Annotated in this window: 19 protein-coding genes; 16 read left to right on the top strand and 3 right to left on the bottom strand. The window is 48.4% G+C overall.

The window, feature by feature from the left end; translation table 11 throughout:
- The first annotated feature begins 3 nt into the window (after nucleotides 1-3).
- The 4 genes from ACFTRD_RS17935 to lipB all read left to right on the top strand — a co-directional run bounded on the left by ACFTRD_RS17935 (nucleotide 4) and on the right by lipB (nucleotide 4,628).
- Nucleotides 4-1,032, top strand: a complete 1,029-nt coding sequence (locus ACFTRD_RS17935) for a thiamine pyrophosphate-dependent dehydrogenase E1 component subunit alpha (protein WP_379382369.1) — start codon at nucleotides 4-6, stop codon at nucleotides 1,030-1,032.
- Nucleotides 1,033-1,034: 2 nt separating this feature from the next.
- Nucleotides 1,035-2,021 (top strand): alpha-ketoacid dehydrogenase subunit beta, encoded by a 987-nt coding sequence (locus tag ACFTRD_RS17930; RefSeq protein WP_379382367.1) that lies wholly within the window; start codon nucleotides 1,035-1,037, stop codon nucleotides 2,019-2,021.
- 279 nt (nucleotides 2,022-2,300) lie between these two features.
- The gene (locus tag ACFTRD_RS17925) at nucleotides 2,301-3,755 is read left to right on the top strand and encodes a dihydrolipoamide acetyltransferase family protein (protein WP_379382365.1); all 1,455 of its coding nucleotides are present in this window, start codon (nucleotides 2,301-2,303) and stop codon (nucleotides 3,753-3,755) included.
- Nucleotides 3,756-3,920: 165 nt separating this feature from the next.
- Nucleotides 3,921-4,628, top strand: coding sequence for a lipoyl(octanoyl) transferase LipB (gene lipB / locus ACFTRD_RS17920; protein WP_379382363.1), 708 nt, complete (start codon nucleotides 3,921-3,923; stop codon nucleotides 4,626-4,628).
- Nucleotides 4,629-4,655: 27 nt separating this feature from the next.
- On the opposite strand, the gene prli42 is transcribed toward lipB, so the two are convergent.
- A complete protein-coding gene (gene prli42 / locus ACFTRD_RS17915) occupies nucleotides 4,656-4,757 on the bottom strand; it encodes a stressosome-associated protein Prli42 (RefSeq protein WP_090810668.1) in 102 nt (33 codons plus the stop codon).
- A gap of 82 nt (nucleotides 4,758-4,839) precedes the next feature.
- On the opposite strand from prli42, the gene ACFTRD_RS17910 reads away from it, so the two are divergent.
- Nucleotides 4,840-5,973, top strand: coding sequence for a tripeptidase T (locus ACFTRD_RS17910; protein WP_379382361.1), 1,134 nt, complete (start codon nucleotides 4,840-4,842; stop codon nucleotides 5,971-5,973).
- A 134-nt stretch (nucleotides 5,974-6,107) separates the two neighbouring features.
- On the opposite strand, the gene ACFTRD_RS17905 is transcribed toward ACFTRD_RS17910, so the two are convergent.
- On the bottom strand, nucleotides 6,108-6,242 hold the full coding sequence (locus ACFTRD_RS17905; RefSeq protein ID WP_192268483.1) for a Z-ring formation inhibitor MciZ: 135 nt from the start codon (nucleotides 6,240-6,242) through the stop codon (nucleotides 6,108-6,110).
- 118 nt (nucleotides 6,243-6,360) lie between these two features.
- Between ACFTRD_RS17905 and ACFTRD_RS17900 the strand changes: the two genes are divergently transcribed.
- The 11 genes from ACFTRD_RS17900 (at nucleotide 6,361) to sigF (ending at nucleotide 15,005) form a co-directional block, all read left to right on the top strand.
- Complete coding sequence (locus tag ACFTRD_RS17900; RefSeq protein ID WP_379382359.1) at nucleotides 6,361-6,945, top strand: NUDIX domain-containing protein; 585 nt, start codon at nucleotides 6,361-6,363, stop codon at nucleotides 6,943-6,945.
- Nucleotides 6,946-6,947: 2 nt separating this feature from the next.
- Nucleotides 6,948-8,165, top strand: coding sequence for an endonuclease Q family protein (locus ACFTRD_RS17895; RefSeq protein WP_379382357.1), 1,218 nt, complete (start codon nucleotides 6,948-6,950; stop codon nucleotides 8,163-8,165).
- Between the two features lie 122 nt (nucleotides 8,166-8,287).
- Nucleotides 8,288-8,917 (top strand): stage II sporulation protein M, encoded by a 630-nt coding sequence (gene spoIIM / locus ACFTRD_RS17890; protein WP_379382355.1) that lies wholly within the window; start codon nucleotides 8,288-8,290, stop codon nucleotides 8,915-8,917.
- Between the two features lie 107 nt (nucleotides 8,918-9,024).
- Nucleotides 9,025-9,492, top strand: coding sequence for a ferric iron uptake transcriptional regulator (fur, locus tag ACFTRD_RS17885; RefSeq protein ID WP_024630961.1), 468 nt, complete (start codon nucleotides 9,025-9,027; stop codon nucleotides 9,490-9,492).
- Between the two features lie 158 nt (nucleotides 9,493-9,650).
- Nucleotides 9,651-9,893 (top strand): DUF4227 family protein, encoded by a 243-nt coding sequence (locus ACFTRD_RS17880; protein ID WP_192268477.1) that lies wholly within the window; start codon nucleotides 9,651-9,653, stop codon nucleotides 9,891-9,893.
- 74 nt (nucleotides 9,894-9,967) lie between these two features.
- On the top strand, nucleotides 9,968-10,858 hold the full coding sequence (locus ACFTRD_RS17875) for a tyrosine recombinase (RefSeq protein WP_379382352.1): 891 nt from the start codon (nucleotides 9,968-9,970) through the stop codon (nucleotides 10,856-10,858).
- Nucleotides 10,859-11,039: 181 nt separating this feature from the next.
- The gene (locus tag ACFTRD_RS17870; protein ID WP_192268473.1) at nucleotides 11,040-11,864 is read left to right on the top strand and encodes a purine-nucleoside phosphorylase; all 825 of its coding nucleotides are present in this window, start codon (nucleotides 11,040-11,042) and stop codon (nucleotides 11,862-11,864) included.
- Nucleotides 11,865-12,166: 302 nt separating this feature from the next.
- Nucleotides 12,167-13,288 carry a D-alanyl-D-alanine carboxypeptidase family protein gene (locus tag ACFTRD_RS17865; protein WP_379383108.1) on the top strand — a complete coding sequence of 374 codons (1,122 nt, stop codon included), beginning with the start codon at nucleotides 12,167-12,169 and terminating at the stop codon, nucleotides 13,286-13,288.
- Nucleotides 13,289-13,429: 141 nt separating this feature from the next.
- On the top strand, nucleotides 13,430-13,783 hold the full coding sequence (spoIIAA, locus tag ACFTRD_RS17860) for an anti-sigma F factor antagonist (RefSeq protein ID WP_036663380.1): 354 nt from the start codon (nucleotides 13,430-13,432) through the stop codon (nucleotides 13,781-13,783).
- Nucleotides 13,780-14,235: an anti-sigma F factor gene (gene spoIIAB, locus ACFTRD_RS17855; protein WP_192268469.1), complete on the top strand. Its 456-nt coding sequence runs from the start codon at nucleotides 13,780-13,782 to the stop codon at nucleotides 14,233-14,235. The genes spoIIAA and spoIIAB overlap by 4 nt, the downstream gene beginning before the upstream one ends.
- Nucleotides 14,236-14,249: 14 nt before the next feature.
- Nucleotides 14,250-15,005: an RNA polymerase sporulation sigma factor SigF gene (sigF, locus tag ACFTRD_RS17850; RefSeq protein WP_062324398.1), complete on the top strand. Its 756-nt coding sequence runs from the start codon at nucleotides 14,250-14,252 to the stop codon at nucleotides 15,003-15,005.
- An 88-nt stretch (nucleotides 15,006-15,093) separates the two neighbouring features.
- Here sigF and ACFTRD_RS17845 read toward each other — a convergent pair whose 3' ends face one another.
- The gene (locus tag ACFTRD_RS17845; RefSeq protein ID WP_379382349.1) at nucleotides 15,094-16,026 is read right to left on the bottom strand and encodes an EamA family transporter; all 933 of its coding nucleotides are present in this window, start codon (nucleotides 16,024-16,026) and stop codon (nucleotides 15,094-15,096) included.
- Between the last annotated feature and the right edge of the window lie 13 nt (nucleotides 16,027-16,039).

Here is a 16,039-nt window from a genome sequence, read left to right as displayed (position 1 = left end):
CATATGAGTTCACAAGGTACTGCAGACGCGGTCCATCGGCATGAACAGCTGGGACTTAGCGATGGTGAAGTATTGGATATGTACAAATACATGCTGCTCGCACGCAAGTTTGACGAGCGTTGCTTGCTGTTACAGCGGGCCGGCAAAATTAACTTTCACGTATCTGGTGTAGGACAGGAAGCGGCGCAAGTAGGTGCTGCTTTTGGTCTGGACCGGGATCACGATTATTATTTACCGTATTACCGGGATTATGGTTTTGTCCTGGCGGTCGGCATGACTCCACGCGAGCTGATGCTGTCTGCTTTTGCGAAGGCAGAAGATCCGAATAGTGGCGGACGGCAAATGCCGGGTCACTTCGGTCACAAAAAGCTGCGGATTGTGACAGGGTCCAGCCCGGTTACAACACAGGTTCCGCACGCTGTAGGATTTGCACTGGCTGCCAAAATGAAGAAGAAAGAATTCGTTTCTTTTGTAACTTTTGGTGAAGGTTCAAGCAACCAGGGCGATTTTCACGAAGGTGCCAATTTCGCAGGTGTTCACAAACTCCCTGTGATCATTATGTGTGAGAACAATCAGTATGCCATCTCGGTTCCGGTCCACAAGCAGCTTAGTGGTAAAATATCGGATCGTGCACTTGGGTACGGGTTCCCAGGACTTCGTGTAGATGGAAACGATGCGCTTGAAGTATACGGTGCAGTCAAAGAAGCTCGCCGCCGTGCGATTGCTGGTGAAGGACCTACGCTTATTGAAGCGATGATGTATCGTTTGTCTCCTCACTCCACTTCCGACAATGATCTGGCTTACCGGACCAAGGAAGAGGTTGAAGAGAACTGGAAGAAGGACGGGGTCCTTCGCATGAAGAACTATCTGATCGATTGCGGCATCTGGGACGAAGCCCGGGATGCGGATCTGGCTTCCCAGCTTGCGCTGGAAATGAAAGAAGCAACTGAATATGCAGACAACGCGCCATATCCGAAACCTGAGGACACTCTGACGCACGTGTATGCGGACAGCGAAGAAGGGGGACGGTAATCATGGCGGTTATGGAATATATTGATGCAATCCGTCTCGCAATGAAAGAAGAGATGGAACGGGATGAAAATGTCTTTATCCTTGGTGAAGATGTCGGAGTCAAAGGCGGCGTGTTCACCACAACCAAAGGGTTACAGGATCAGTTCGGCGAAATGCGTGTCATGGACACACCTTTGTCTGAATCAGCTATTGCAGGCGTAGCCATTGGTGCTGCGATGTATGGCATGAAACCAATTGCCGAGATGCAGTATTCGGACTTCATGCTGCCTGCTACGAATCAGATTATTAGTGAAGCGGCCAAAATTCGCTATCGTTCCAACAATGACTGGAGCTGCCCGATTGTGATTCGTGCACCGATTGGCGGCGGTATATTTGGCGGACTGTATCATTCCCAATGTCCGGAATCAATCTTTTTCGGAACACCAGGTTTGAAAATTATAGCTCCTTACTCGGCATACGATGCCAAAGGGTTACTCAAAGCAGCCATTCGCGACCCGGACCCGGTTCTCTTTTTTGAGAACAAAAAATGTTACAAGCTGATCAAGGAAGATGTGCCAGAGGATGATTACATCGTTCCAATCGGTAAAGCCAACGTGCTTCGTGAAGGGGCAGATATTACGGTTATCGGTTATAGTCAGCCACTTCATTTTGTCATGCAGGCTGCCGAGGAGCTGGAGCGTGAAGAAGGCATCACTGCCCATGTTCTGGATCTGCGCACGTTGCAGCCGCTTGATCGCGAAGCAATTATTGCTTCTGCTCGTCTGACAGGCAAAGTGCTGATCGTGCATGAAGATAACAAAACCGGTGGTATAGGCGCCGAAGTAGCGGCCATTATCAGCGAAGAATGTCTGTTCGATCTGGATGCGCCGATTCAGCGTCTCTGCGGACCGGATGTACCGGCAATGCCCATCAGCCCAACATTGGAGAAATTCTATATGTTGAGCAAGGATAAAGCCAAAGAAGCGATGCGTACCCTCGCTGAGTACTAATTTATTAAGATAGTATAAGTACCTTTTGTGGAATTGATTTTTTATAAAAAAAACCTAGAATTACACGATAACGGAGAGTGCGGGACCAATCTGAAGAAACAAAGTGTTCGCCTTTATCACCGGATTTTAACCTTAATTAAAGGGGATTGAAAAAATCTGGGGATAACAGCGATCGGAAGATGGTGCTGCAATCGGAGTTGTAGAGTGTGGCATTCGTTAGTTGTTTTTATAAGTGAATTCCATAAAAGGTTAAAAGCAAAGTTTGGAGTGATATAACCAATGAGTATGAAATGGATCGAGGTCATCATGCCACAGCTGGCGGAATCACTGGTCTCGGCTACCATAGCCAAATGGTTAAAAAAACCGGGCGACCGTGTGGAACAGTACGAGCCGATCTGTGAAGTGATAACCGATAAAGTCAATGCTGAGATTCCATCCACTGTAGATGGGATTATGGGCGATCTTTTGGTGGAAGAGGGAACAACCATTGCTGTAGGTGAAGCCATTTGCCGCATGCAGGTGGCAGCTTCTGATGAGGAAGCGGCAGAGCAAGTAACACCAACTACGCAGCAACAGAATGAGGCTCAGGGCCATGTACAACAACGTACGAGTTACACACCTGCGGCAGATGCAGCGAGTACAGGAGTTCATGATCCCAATCAGCCAATGCGTAACCGGTATTCCCCTGCAGTGCAATCACTGGCAGCCGAACACGGTCTGAACTTGCAGAATATTCAGGGTTCTGGAGCAGGTGGGCGGATTACCCGTAAGGATGTGCTGGCTTTCGTTGCACAGGGTGGAAACACGGGTGCAGCGTCTGTTCAGTCTTCTGCTGCAGCTGGACAGCATGCCTCTTCGGGAGTACCTTCAGGTTCACCTTTTAGCGGATTGAATCGGGGGAATGGAGACTTGGGTGCATCTGCGGGAGAAACAGTCCCGGCAGCCGACGCAGGCGTTCCTGTAAGACATTCCGGCATACATCTGACCGAAAGTCCAAAAATCCCGCAAATCGAAGTCGAGGGCGGCGGACAGGGAAGATCGGAATATTTCATCGACGTTACCCCAGTTCGAAATGCGATTGCTCGTAATATGCGTCAAAGCGTATCGGAAATCCCGCACGCGTGGACGATGATTGAAGTGGACGTGACCAATCTGGTGATGCTGCGCAACAAACTCAAGGATGAGTTCAAGCGTAAGGAAGGCATCAACCTGACGTATCTGTCCTTCATGATGAAGGGTGTCGTCAACGCCATTAAAGACTATCCAATCATGAACTCCGTTTGGGCTGTCGACAAAATTATTGTCAAACGGGATATCAACCTGTCCATGGCGGTGGGTACAGAAGACTCTGTGCTGACACCTGTAATCAAACATGCAGATCAGCGCAATATCGCTGGACTGGCTCGCGAGATTGATGATCTGGCACGTAAAACACGTGAAGGTACTTTGAAGCTGGACCATATGCAGGGCGGTACATTCACGGTCAACAATACGGGATCATTTGGTTCGATTCTGTCGCAACCTATTATTAACTACCCGCAGGCGGCGATTCTTACATTTGAGTCCATTGTCAAGAAACCGGTGGTCATCAATGACATGATTGCTGTCCGTTCCATGGCGAACCTTTGTCTTTCCTTGGATCATCGTATTCTGGATGGAGTCATCTGCGGACGTTTCCTGCAACGTGTAAAAGAAAACCTCGAAGGTTACACAATGGATACCAAAGTGTATTAAGTAGAGCGATTGCATCATTTTGATAATCTGTTTAAATGATGCAATTTGCTGAATAGATGGATGACGGGAAAGTGTATGAGCCTCCGGCCGTGCACTTTTCCCGCTTTTTCAATTAAAGGCTTTCTTACAATACAATGAACATTGAACCAGAAGGGTGGAGGAATCATGAGCAAGCCGCTGGATGTTGCCTACATACCGATGCTTGATTATGAAGTAGCTTGGAACCGCCAGAAAGCGATTGTGCAGCAACTGGACGAGGGAGAAGGAGCGGAACAGATGCTGCTGCTCCAGCATCCGCCTACGTATACGATCGGTTCACAGAATCACCCGGAGCACCTGCTTCTTAGTCAGGAGGAACTGCGGGAGCAAGGCATCTCCTTGTTTCAAATTGACCGCGGCGGGGATATTACTTATCATGGCCCAGGCCAACTGGTAGGTTACCCGTTACTCGTGCTCGGGCGGGATGAAGCTTTGGATCTGCATGGCTATTTACGCAGGCTGGAACAGATGATCATTGATTACCTGGCAGACCAGGGGATTGAAGCGGGACGCAAAGAGGCTTACACGGGAGTATGGATCAATGATCTGAAAATTGCCGCCATCGGCGTAAAGTTCAATCGTTGTAAACATCGTCGAGGTTTCGTGACGAGTCACGGATTTGCTTTTAATATCACTTCCGGCATTCAGCACGCAGGTTTTCAGGGGATTATTCCTTGTGGTATTGAGCAGTATGGTGTCACTTCATTGGAGGATATCACAGGCAAGACGTACACTGTGGAACAGGTTGCGCAGGAGATCGTTCCATACTTTAACCGGATCTTCCCGTATGAGATTACCTGGATTACAGAAAAAGAAGCCTTTCACCGTCTGTGATTAAGACAGTCAAAAGGCTTCAGGGTTCTATCCGAACAATAAAGGTTCGAGCGCGATGAAAAGGGTGGACCCAATCATGGCGAGCAGCATGAGATAGATAATGATGCGGAACCATTTCTTTTTTTGCATGATGAGAAACTCCTTTCAAGAAATGAATAAACAGACCATAGTAATTGTATTGTACCGTATCGACGAAAGGTAGGAAAGTCCTATGATAAAACAGCAGCGTGTCATTGATCAGTTTATGGAACTGGTGCAAATGGATAGTGAGACAACCCATGAGCAGAATATATCAAAAGTGTTAAAAGAACAATTTACTCAGCTGGGCCTCAGCGTATATGAGGATGATACGACGGAAAAAACCGGACATGGTGCAGGAAATCTAGTTATTACCTGGGAAGCCGAGGGGATTGAAGCGGCCGCACCGATTTTTTTTACATGCCATATGGATACTGTAACACCGGGAAAGGGGATTAAACCTCAGCTCGGTGATGACGGTTGGATTCGCAGTGATGGTACGACAATTCTGGGTGCAGATGATAAGGCGGGGATTGCCGCTCTGTTTGAAGCCATTCGGGTCATCCAGGAGAACAACATACCGCATGGTAAAATTCAGTTCGTGATCACTGTAGGTGAAGAATCGGGCCTGGTCGGAGCACGTGCCATGAATCCGAAGGATATTGAAGCTGAGTTCGGTTATGCACTGGATTCCAACGGAGCTGTGGGTACAATTTGTGTGGCAGCACCGGCCAGAGCAGAAATTGAAATGAAGATCTATGGGAAATCCGCTCATGCGGGAGTGAATCCGGAAGATGGCATCAGCGCCATTCAGGTGGCTGCCAAAGCGATTGCGGCAATGAAGCTGGGACGGATTGATGAAGAGACTACAGCGAACATCGGCAAATTTCAGGGCGGATCAGCGCTGAACGTTGTTTGCGATTTTGTGCAGATTGAAGCGGAGGCTCGCAGCATTGTGCAGGAAAAAGTGGAACTGCAAATTGCACAAATGCGTGAAGCATTGGAAACAACATGCCGCAAATATGGTGCAACAGCTGAATTCAGAAGTGAAATCCTGTATCCTGCATTTGGCTTCCATGATGAGCATGAGGTTGTTCAGCTTGCACAACGTGCCATTCGCAGCCTGGGGCTGGAGACCAGCACGTTTGCATCCGGTGGCGGCAGTGATGCCAACATCTTCAATGGTTTCAACATTCCTACGGTCAATCTGGCAGTAGGTTATGAAGATATTCATACTACGAAAGAACGCATTCGCGCTGAAGATATTGTGAAGCTGTCCGAAGTGGTCGTGGCGATTATTCAAGAAACGGCTGCGAGCCAGAAGTAAAGAGTGTTTTTCGTAAAATAGGTGTAAGGTCTCTGCCTACAACTGAAAAGTCCGAATCCGGTACACACCGTGTTCGGACTTTTTGGCAAAAAAATTATATTTCATGGGTATGAATAACTACACCATGAACAGCATCATTTGCGTCCAGCAAGCATGTCGCTTAATTTGGCATCCGGACCCCACTCGCGTATCCATTGTTTGAGTATGAGCTGGACTTGTCTGGCTTGTCCGACCACGTGCACGGATTGCGGTGTTAAATAAGTGTTCATTGGTTGTCCCCCTGATTCACTATATTTGTTTGAAATCGCTATAAACTCACCATATGCCAAAAAACTGAGGTTTATACGTATACGAACCAAATTTCTAGGAAGCGGAGTTGAAGAATACATGAAACCAACGAATTCAACCAATCATATACACCCGGCTAATCCGAAACTGGATGAAGAGACGATATCCACACAGCCCATTTTTGAAGGTAAAGTTATTTCACTTCAAGTCGACACGGTTAAGCTCCCCAATGGACAGACCGCTACCCGTGAGATTATCCGTCATCCTGGAGCGGTAGCGGTCCTAGCCCTGAATGGAGATCGCATGCTGGTTGTTGATCAGTATCGTCAGGCTATGGGACGTACCGAAGTGGAGATTCCAGCAGGTAAACTGGACCCGGGAGAAGAGCCCGAAGTGGCAGCGGCACGTGAATTGCGCGAAGAGACTGGTTATGTAGCCAAATCACTGCGGCATCTGCGTTCGTTTTACACATCGCCAGGGTTTGCGGATGAGATCATCCATTTGTACATTGCCGAGGAACTGGAAGCCGGGGATATGGCTCTGGATGAAGATGAGTTTCTGGAAGTTTCCGAAATTACCATCGAAGAAGCATACCAGCTGATGGATGAGAACCGGATTAGTGATGCCAAAACGATGATGGCTGTATATGCGTGGGACCTGTACAGAACGACAGGACGGTTTTAATAATGGATGAGCAACGAACATCATCTGCAATGTGGGAGCCGTGTTATGCAGACCTTCATATTCATATCGGACGAACTTCGCGCGGGGAAGCCGTTAAAATTAGTGGCAGCCGGGATCTGACATTTGAGAACATTGCTCGGGAAGCTTCGGATCGCAAAGGCATTCATTTACTCGGCGTCATTGATTGCCATTCTCCCGTGGTACAGATGGATATCGAGCAGTTGCTGGAGAACGGCACCATGTCCGAGGTAGAGGGCGGAGGAATTGCGTATCAGGATACAACGATCCTGCTAGGTACGGAGTTGGAACTGCGCGAACCGGAAATGCGGGAATTTCATATGCTTGCCTATTTCCGGGATCTAAGCACGATGAAGTCCTTTACGGATTGGATGAAACGGTATATGAAAAATGTGAACCTTAGTTCTCAGCGAGTCTATGTACCGGCTCTGGAGATGCAGGCCGAGATTAAGGCTCGCGGTGGACTTATTGTGCCTGCACATGTTTTTACACCGCATAAGGGCATATATGGCAGTACGGCTCCTCGTATGGCTGATGTGCTGGATACGAACCTGATCGATGCAGTCGAGCTTGGCCTAAGCTCCGACTCATCCATGGCCAGTTACATTCGGGAACTGGATCAGGTCCCCTTTCTGACCAACTCGGATGCACATTCTCTGGGCAAGATCGGACGAGAGTACAATGAGTTGCAACTCGCGAAACCTTCTTTTGACGAATTCAACATGGCACTTAAAGGAGAGGAGGGCAGAAGAATTACCGCCAATTACGGTTTGAATCCAAGACTCGGCAAATATCACCGTACCTATTGTGCATCCTGTGGAAGCATTATGGACGAACATGCAATGTCAGCAGAACGCTGCCCACACTGTGGCAGTGTGAAGCTTGTTCAGGGCGTGCTTGATCGCATATTGGCGATCGCGGACCGGGAGAATCCGCATGTCCCTGCCAGCAGGCCAGCCTATCAATACCAGGTGCCGCTGGAATTCATCCCAGGACTGGGTAAAGCCAAACTACGCCTGCTGCTGGACCATTTTGGTACGGAAATGAACGTACTCCATCGGACAAGGGAAGATGAACTTGCAGCGGTGGTAGGACCCGTTCTGGCAGGACTCATCGTTGCTGCTCGAAATGGTGAACTGGTGCTCTCTTCTGGCGGTGGAGGTACTTATGGGAAAGTATCCGCCAGAGAAGTAACAGAGTAGTTCGAGGTAGGGGAAATCTGGACAAGAAGTCATACGTGTGCGTTCCGGTTCATAAGAATGACTATGAGGATTTCACTCGACATCCTTGCAGCATGATAACCGGAAAGGGGACTCGTATCTGTATGCGTTCTGCCTACTTCACATTTAAAGGTCAAACCTCGCTATATGTATTCGTGGCCGTCTTGTTTCTGGTCGGAGTCATCTTTGGGGCCCTGATGGTCAACGCCTTGTCTCTTGAGCAGCGTCAGGATCTGGAGGGGTATCTCGGCAATTTCTTTATGACAGTGCAGCACAGTGGGCAGGTGACTGAGACTGGTACCTATTGGGACATTGCCATGCTTCATTTGAAATGGGTGGGGCTCATTTTTATTCTGGGTTTATCGGTCATTGGCCTGCCGGGCATTTTGGTTCTCGATTTTCTGAAAGGTGTGCTCATTGGTTTTACAGTAGGTTATCTTGTTGGACAGTATTCCTGGAAAGGGCTTCTATTTGCATTGGTATCGGTTGCGCCACATAATCTATTCGTGATTCCTGTCCTGCTGATTTGCAGTGTGTCAGCGATGACCTTTTCATTATACATCATTCGGAACCGGGTATTGATGCAGCGGACAACAGGCAACCAGAGACCTTTTGCTTCTTATATGGTGTTGACTCTCGTGATGGCTGCATTGTTGTTAGGTGTCGCCTCTTTTGAAACCTGGGTCACTCCTGCAATGATGCGCTGGGTCACGCCGATGCTGCTACCCGCCTAGCTTGCATGCAACAGTGTAAAATGTTGACTTTAATTATGTACTCCCCCTATAATGAAAGAAGTGGGTTAAGTTGCAGTGTGCAGTGATTTCCTAGGGGGAGGGAGAAAATGGAAGCACGGATCGATAAAATTAAGCAGCAACTACAGTCCCAAGGATATAAATTAACGCCCCAGCGGGAAGCCACCGTAAGAGTACTTCTTGAGAATGAAGAAGATCATCTGAGTGCAGAGGACGTATTCATGCTCGTGAAAGAAAAGGCTCCCGAAATCGGTCTGGCAACCGTGTACCGTACCCTCGAACTGCTGAGTGAGCTGCATGTTGTAGAGAAAATCAACTTCGGCGACGGTGTAGCGCGTTATGATCTGCGCGGAGATACATCCAAACATCACCATCATCACTTAATCTGTGTTCAATGCGGAAGTATGGATGAAATACGTGAAGACTGGCTTGGACCGCTTGAAGAGCGACTGGAGCGGGAATTTAATTTTTCGGTAGTGGATCACCGATTGGATTTTCATGGGATTTGTTACCGTTGCAAAGCTAAAAATGACCAGAAGCCCAAAGATGAAGAATAACATAGCATATCTTCAAGCTCTCACCGGCGGTTTTGACGGGAGAGCTTTTTTGGTACCGCATGTGATGTGAGGTTTGCCCAGAATGTCATATTTCTGTGTTGGTGGACATACCCTGATTCAAGGACGAACCGGATTTGAATCAGAAGGGGGTACGACCCATGATCATATCACTGCGGAGAGGACTCCGTTTTATTCGATTTATCGTATTTTTTGCTGCTTTGGTTTATCTGTTCTATCATGTCCTGGATTTGTTCAACGGCTGGATCTCGCCTGTGGACCAATATCAGATGCCATCCGGAAATGCAGTTAAGGTATTTCAGGAAAATGTGTGGCAAGGCTACGAAGAAGGGCGCCCTACGATGGCAGAGCGTCTCCGTTTATTCTATTGGTACGGAGAGTAGCCTGGACAGCCAGGGATGCAAATACGGATGCAGGCTGCCAGCAAGGCAGTCCTGTCAGATGAGGAGCGTTGTGCATGAAGCAGACGATACACACCTATGCCTTATACTTGGAAGAGGATAAAGGGATGTCGAGCAGTACGTTGGAGTCGTATCTTCGAGACGTGGACAAGTTCATCGAATTTGCGGACAAAGAATACGGTATCCGGGAAGCGGAGCAGGTGCGTCGTACGCATGTCATCCTGTTTATCGGTCAGCTGAAACAGGCAGGACGTGCGAATGCAACCATCGCTCGCAGCGTGGTATCCCTGCGTTCCTATTTTCATTTTTTGATGCGGCGAGGAGAGATCGTACAGGATCCTACGTTTGACGTGGAGGCGCCAAAAGCAGACAAAACACCGCCGCAGGTGTTGACCATCCAAGAGATCGAGCTGTTGCTTGCAGCGCCGGATACGCGTTCGCCACAAGGCGTACGTGACCGGGCCATGCTGGAGTTGTTGTACGCGACAGGCATTCGCGTGTCGGAACTGATCGCGCTGGATGTTCGGGATGTACAGCCTGGCATGCGCTTTATCCGCTGTGGAGGCGCTGGTAAAGAACGCATTCTGCCGATTGGTGCGCCAGCCGCGCATTGGGCGAGTGTCTACGTAGATCATTACCGCAACTTGTTAATCAAGAACGAATTGGACGAGCAGGCTTTATTCGTCAATGTATCCGGTAGACGATTAACAAGGCAGGGCTTCTGGAAGCTGCTCAAAAAAGCGGCATTGGATGCAGGAATTTCAAGTGAAATTACACCGCATACGCTGCGTCATTCCTTTGCTGCTCACCTGATCGCCAGTGGAGCAGATACCCGTGCGGTGCAGGATATGCTTGGGCATGTGGAGCAGCCTGGGCAACAGTATGGCCATCATGGTCGCAAAACGATGAAAGAAGTTTACGAATCGCATCATCCACGTGCAAGATAGTTGTTGATGTGGATGCCAATCTGCAAAAAAATGCGGAACATTAAGCCGATTTAGGATAAAATAAATTGAACACAGGTAAACGCCGTTATACATAAGCAGATGCATCTTTAGCGTGAAATATTAAGAATGATGCCATCTGCTAAATACAGACGGATCGTTTCAACTCAAGGGGGAACATCTTATGACAGCATTAAACCAACAGATGATTTTGGAAGCGGCATCCTATATTCAAAGTAAAAGTTCAGTTAAACCGGAAGTTGGTTTGATTTTGGGTTCAGGACTTGGCATTTTGGCAGAACTGATTGAAGATGGCGTAAGCATCGCCTATCAGGATATCCCGCATTTCCCGGTGTCCACCGTAGAGGGGCACGAAGGCGAATTGCTTGTGGGAACTATTAAAGGCCGTCCGGTCGTCATGATGAAAGGTCGTTTCCACATGTACGAAGGATACGGTCCGGAACTGACAGCCTTCCCGGTACGTGTCATGAAAGAACTGGGAGTGACCTCCTTGCTCGTAACCAATGCAGCAGGCGGTGTGAATACCTCGTATGAGGCAGGTGACCTGATGCTGATCTCGGATCATCTGAATCTTACAGGCAAGAATCCGCTAATCGGACCGAATGACTCTGCCTTGGGCGTGCGTTTCCCGGATCTGTCTGAAGCCTATAGCCGTCGCTTGCGTGCGCTGGCGAAGGACACGGCGGCATCGCAAGGCTTTAGCGTGCGAGAAGGGGTATACGCAGGCATGCTCGGCCCTAACTACGAGACACCGGCTGAGATTGTGATGCTGCGTACACTCGGTGCAGATGCAGTGGGCATGTCTACCGTTTCCGAAGTCATCGTAGCACGCCACGCAGGACTGGAAGTACTCGGTATCTCCTGTATCAGCAACATGGCTGCCGGAATTCTGGACCAGCCATTGTCTCATGATGAGGTTATGGAAACGACAGAACGTGTCCGTGAATCCTTTCTGGCGCTTGTCCTGGCTGTTATTCCACAAATGTAACTGGTAATTTAGAAGAGGCAATCTACCCTAATGTGAACATTGGGGCAGATTGCCTCTTTATTTTTTCTTGTAAAGTGTCGCTTAGTGAACCGATGAGTACAGGAGCATTTGGTCTTCTGCCTCTTTTTACACAAAAAGTTCGGGAAATCATTCTTTTGATGGAATAATTTACTTTAATTGGGCCGACAATGATTAGCAGTACATGCATGGAACATGCAGTAAGCAAGTCATTTGAGGAGGTAACCCTTGTGAAAAAACGAATAATGGCATCGTTCATGACCCTTTGTATCCTGCTGCCCCTGATGGCATCAACAGCGCTGGCTGAAGAAACACCCAAAGCAGCGGGTGGAGCAGATTTGGCCCCGTCGGCACGCTCTGCCATTTTGATGGATGCAGATACGGGCACCGTTATTTATGAGAAAAATAGTCATGATCAGCTGCCTCCCGCGAGCATTACGAAGATTATGACCATGCTGCTCACCATTGAAGCAATTGACTCTGGCAAACTGAAGCTGACGGATAAAGTGAGAACGAGTGAATATGCCGCATCCATGGGTGGATCACAGATTTTTCTGGAGCCTGGGGAAGAAATGACGGTCGACGACATGTTAAAAGGAATCGCCATGGCTTCCGGCAATGATGCCTCTGTGGCCATGGCAGAGAAAATTGCCGGCTCGGAGGAAGCCTTTGTGCAGCGGATGAATGAGCGCGCGAAAGAGCTTGGCATGAAGGATACTCATTTTGCCAACTGTAACGGTCTTCCGGTTGATAACCATTATTCCTCCGCCCATGATATTGCGTTGATGAGCCGTGAATTGCTTAAGCATTCGGGGATTACAAAGTATACAGGTGCTTACCAGGACTATCTTCGCAAAGATAGCAAGAAGCCCTTCTGGTTGGTAAATACGAACAAGCTGGTTCGGTTCTATTCGGGTGCGGATGGCTTGAAGACCGGATACACATCGGAAGCCAAATTCTGTCTGTCAGCTACAGCAATGAAGGACGGGCTTCGCACGGTTGCGGTTGTCTTGGGTGAACCCAACACCAAAACAAGAAACAGTGAAGTATCCTCGATGTTTGACTATGCGTTCGGTCAATACACCATGAAAGCATTGTACAAGTCAGGCGATCTGCTTGGCAGTCTCAAAATTGAAAAAGGTGAGGTCCCTTCATTGCCGCTGAATGCAACGCAAAATTATAGTGTGCTGATGCGTAAAGGGGCCAAATCCAATGAGCTCCGTCATGAATTGCAGATGGAAAAAGAAGTAAAAGCCCCGGTTAAAGCAGGTCAGAGTGTCGGCAAGCTTGTTGTGTACCAAGGCAATGAAGTGATTAAGGAATTCGACATTCAGGCACCGCAGGATGTGGCCAAGGCAGGCTGGTGGAAGCTGTTCAAACGCACGACCTCTACACTCTTTGATTAGAGCTCCCATATGCAGATCAGTTCGGTGACTGAACATATTTTGTAGTTAAATAGGGGTTTTCTTCTAGTTTTGTCGGGGGGCAGGAAAAGCCTTCGGGAACGTAGAAATCCTTGTTCAAGACAGGGAGGAGAGTGAGCAAACGTGAACTTGCATGTGGAAATGGAACATCACCGCGGGATTCTGATTGTGCGATTATCCGGGGAGCTGGATCACCATACAGCTGATATGGTACGGATGCAGATGGATGAAGCTATCCAGCGCAGACAATGCGAGCATCTGGTACTCAGCCTGAAAGATCTGCAATTCATGGACAGTTCGGGTTTGGGTGTTATTTTGGGAAGATACAAGCTCATTAAGAATAAAGGCGGCAAGATGGTTGTCTGTGATGTCAATCCGCCGGTGTACCGTTTGCTGGAAATGTCGGGTTTGTTCAAGATTATGCCGATTTACGAAAATGAGGGAACTGCTCTCTCAGGTCTGGAGGTCGTCTCATGAATGAAGGAACGGGGACAAATTTCATGAATCTGCAATTTGCGGCCAAGTCGGAGAACGAATCGTTCGCACGGGTGACCGTTGCTGCTTTCATCTCCCAGCTTGATCCTACAATGGACGAGCTTAGCGATCTGAAGACGGTCATTTCGGAAGCAGTGACCAACAGTATCATCCACGGTTACAACAACAATCCTGAAGGTGTCGTGTCCATTCAAGCCCAGATTCGGGATGACATGATTACGATCATTGTGGAAGACCGCGGTGAAGGCATCGAAGATCTTGAACTGGCTAAACAGCCACTCTATACGTCCAAACCTGAACTTGAGCGCTCGGGCATGGGCTTCACCATTATGGAAAACTTCATGGATGAATTCGAAGTCAGCAGTGAGCCCGGCAGAGGCACCTCCATCAAGATGAAGAAGAGGATTGAATCCAAGAAAGCATTGTATAATTAGGGGTTGGTGGTCTTATGGATGCTGAAGTGAAACAGTCTTCACAGACCTATTTGGACGATGCCGAAGTCAAACGGCTGATTGCGCTCAGTCAGTCGGGTGACCATGTCGCACGGGATACGCTGGTGAACTGCAACATCAGACTCGTCTGGTCCGTCGTACAACGTTTTATGAACAGGGGATATGAGCCGGAAGATCTGTTCCAGATTGGTTGTATTGGGCTGCTCAAATCGGTGGATAAATTTGATCTCAGTTACGATGTGAAATTTTCCACCTATGCAGTACCAATGATTATCGGAGAGATTCAGCGTTTCCTGCGAGACGACGGTACCCTTAAGGTCAGTCGTTCACTCAAGGAAATGGCGAATAAAGTCCGCAAGAAAAGGGATGAGCTGTCCAAAACACTGGACCGTCTTCCAACGATCAAGGAAGTAGCTGAAGAGCTGGGGGTGACCCCGGAGGAAGTCGTATTTGCGCAGGAAGCGAACAAACCGCCGACCTCCATTCACGAGACGGTGTTTGAGAATGACGGCGATCCGATTACACTGATGGATCAGATTGCCGACGAATCTCAGGAACGGTGGTTTGACAAGCTCGCGCTGAACGAAGCAATCGGCGGTCTTAGTGAACGGGAACGACTGATTGTGTACCTCCGGTACTACCGGGATCAGACGCAATCCGAGGTAGCCAGCAGGCTGGGGATATCGCAGGTGCAGGTATCACGGCTGGAGAAAAAAATACTTCAATCCATTCGCGACCAGATCGCACAGTAATTTTGGATTGCTGAACACATTATTGGTGCTGAACCGCCAATATACGACAACTAACAACCTTCTATCGCGCTTGAATATGCGGAGAAGGTTATTTGTCGTTAGCCTTTACGGATCGGCTCCGATTCGACTGCAACAGTAATATCAATCCAATAATACATGCTGTCCCCAGCCACTGGAAATAACCGAAAGGTTCATGCAACCAGACGACTGTTGCTCCGACGGCAGCAAGCGGCTCGGCACTTCCAAGCAGACTTGTTTCTTTTGCGGTCAGGCTTTTAAGACTCTCAATATAGAACCAGAAAGCAATCATCGTTCCGAGAATGATCGTAAATACCAAATAACCGTAGGTTTCCAAAGGCATGTTGGCAAAGTCCATTTTCCATGGTGGATGGATTAGACTGAGCCCGGTCCCTCCAATAATCATCGCCCAGCCGACCACCACCAGGGAATCCAATGTTTCGATGAGTTTCACGGCGTAGAGGGTATAAAAGGCAGCGGCAACTCCGGATAACAGACCCCACACCATAGCCGGTAACGATACGGATAACTGAGAGAGCGAACCATTCGTCAGCAGAAGAAAACATCCGCCCAGCGCTAAAGTTGCCGAAGCAACATCCTTTTTTGTTAGAACAGCCTGTTTACGCAGGATGAGGTAGAACATGATGATAACAGGGGACAAATATTGCAGAAGTGTGGCAACTGCCGCGTTGCCGTGTTTAATGGAAGCCATGTACGTATATTGTACGGCGAGCATACCGATTAAACCAAAAATAATCAGCTGCACAGCGGTTTTCCTCGTTTTCCACACATCAAAAATTTGCGAGCGTCTGACTGTAAAGGATTGAACCATTAGAAGCAATATGCCTGCAATCAGCAGTCGTACAGTTACAAACCAGTTGACTTCAATTCCGTACTGTTGAAAGAGTTTCTGGGAAACGGTACCGCCAATGCCCCAGCATATAGCTCCGGTTAGAACAAACATTATACCTGCTGATCTTGATCGTTGATTAGATGTTGTCATAATTCAATGCCCT

It is taken from the genome of Paenibacillus sp. NPDC056933 (assembly GCF_042674385.1).
In the GTDB taxonomy this organism is placed as follows: domain Bacteria; phylum Bacillota; class Bacilli; order Paenibacillales; family Paenibacillaceae; genus Paenibacillus.
This window is presented reverse-complemented; position numbering and strand designations above follow the sequence as displayed.

Bases quoted from the DNA above. Each gene is read 5' to 3' on its own strand.
- ACFTRD_RS17935 (WP_379382369.1), top strand. From the start codon at position 4: ATGAGTTCACAAGGTACTGCAGACGCGGTCCATCGGCATGAACAGCTG.
- ACFTRD_RS17930 (WP_379382367.1), top strand. From the start codon at position 1,035: ATGGCGGTTATGGAATATATTGATGCAATCCGTCTCGCAATGAAAGAA.
- ACFTRD_RS17925 (WP_379382365.1), top strand. From the start codon at position 2,301: ATGAGTATGAAATGGATCGAGGTCATCATGCCACAGCTGGCGGAATCA.
- lipB (WP_379382363.1), top strand. From the start codon at position 3,921: ATGAGCAAGCCGCTGGATGTTGCCTACATACCGATGCTTGATTATGAA.
- prli42 (WP_090810668.1), bottom strand. From the start codon at position 4,757: ATGCAAAAAAAGAAATGGTTCCGCATCATTATCTATCTCATGCTGCTC.
- ACFTRD_RS17910 (WP_379382361.1), top strand. From the start codon at position 4,840: ATGATAAAACAGCAGCGTGTCATTGATCAGTTTATGGAACTGGTGCAA.
- ACFTRD_RS17905 (WP_192268483.1), bottom strand. From the start codon at position 6,242: ATGAACACTTATTTAACACCGCAATCCGTGCACGTGGTCGGACAAGCC.
- ACFTRD_RS17900 (WP_379382359.1), top strand. From the start codon at position 6,361: ATGAAACCAACGAATTCAACCAATCATATACACCCGGCTAATCCGAAA.
- ACFTRD_RS17895 (WP_379382357.1), top strand. From the start codon at position 6,948: ATGGATGAGCAACGAACATCATCTGCAATGTGGGAGCCGTGTTATGCA.
- spoIIM (WP_379382355.1), top strand. From the start codon at position 8,288: ATGCGTTCTGCCTACTTCACATTTAAAGGTCAAACCTCGCTATATGTA.
- fur (WP_024630961.1), top strand. From the start codon at position 9,025: ATGGAAGCACGGATCGATAAAATTAAGCAGCAACTACAGTCCCAAGGA.
- ACFTRD_RS17880 (WP_192268477.1), top strand. From the start codon at position 9,651: ATGATCATATCACTGCGGAGAGGACTCCGTTTTATTCGATTTATCGTA.
- ACFTRD_RS17875 (WP_379382352.1), top strand. From the start codon at position 9,968: ATGAAGCAGACGATACACACCTATGCCTTATACTTGGAAGAGGATAAA.
- ACFTRD_RS17870 (WP_192268473.1), top strand. From the start codon at position 11,040: ATGACAGCATTAAACCAACAGATGATTTTGGAAGCGGCATCCTATATT.
- ACFTRD_RS17865 (WP_379383108.1), top strand. From the start codon at position 12,167: ATGGCATCAACAGCGCTGGCTGAAGAAACACCCAAAGCAGCGGGTGGA.
- spoIIAB (WP_192268469.1), top strand. From the start codon at position 13,780: ATGAATGAAGGAACGGGGACAAATTTCATGAATCTGCAATTTGCGGCC.
- sigF (WP_062324398.1), top strand. From the start codon at position 14,250: ATGGATGCTGAAGTGAAACAGTCTTCACAGACCTATTTGGACGATGCC.
- ACFTRD_RS17845 (WP_379382349.1), bottom strand. From the start codon at position 16,026: ATGACAACATCTAATCAACGATCAAGATCAGCAGGTATAATGTTTGTT.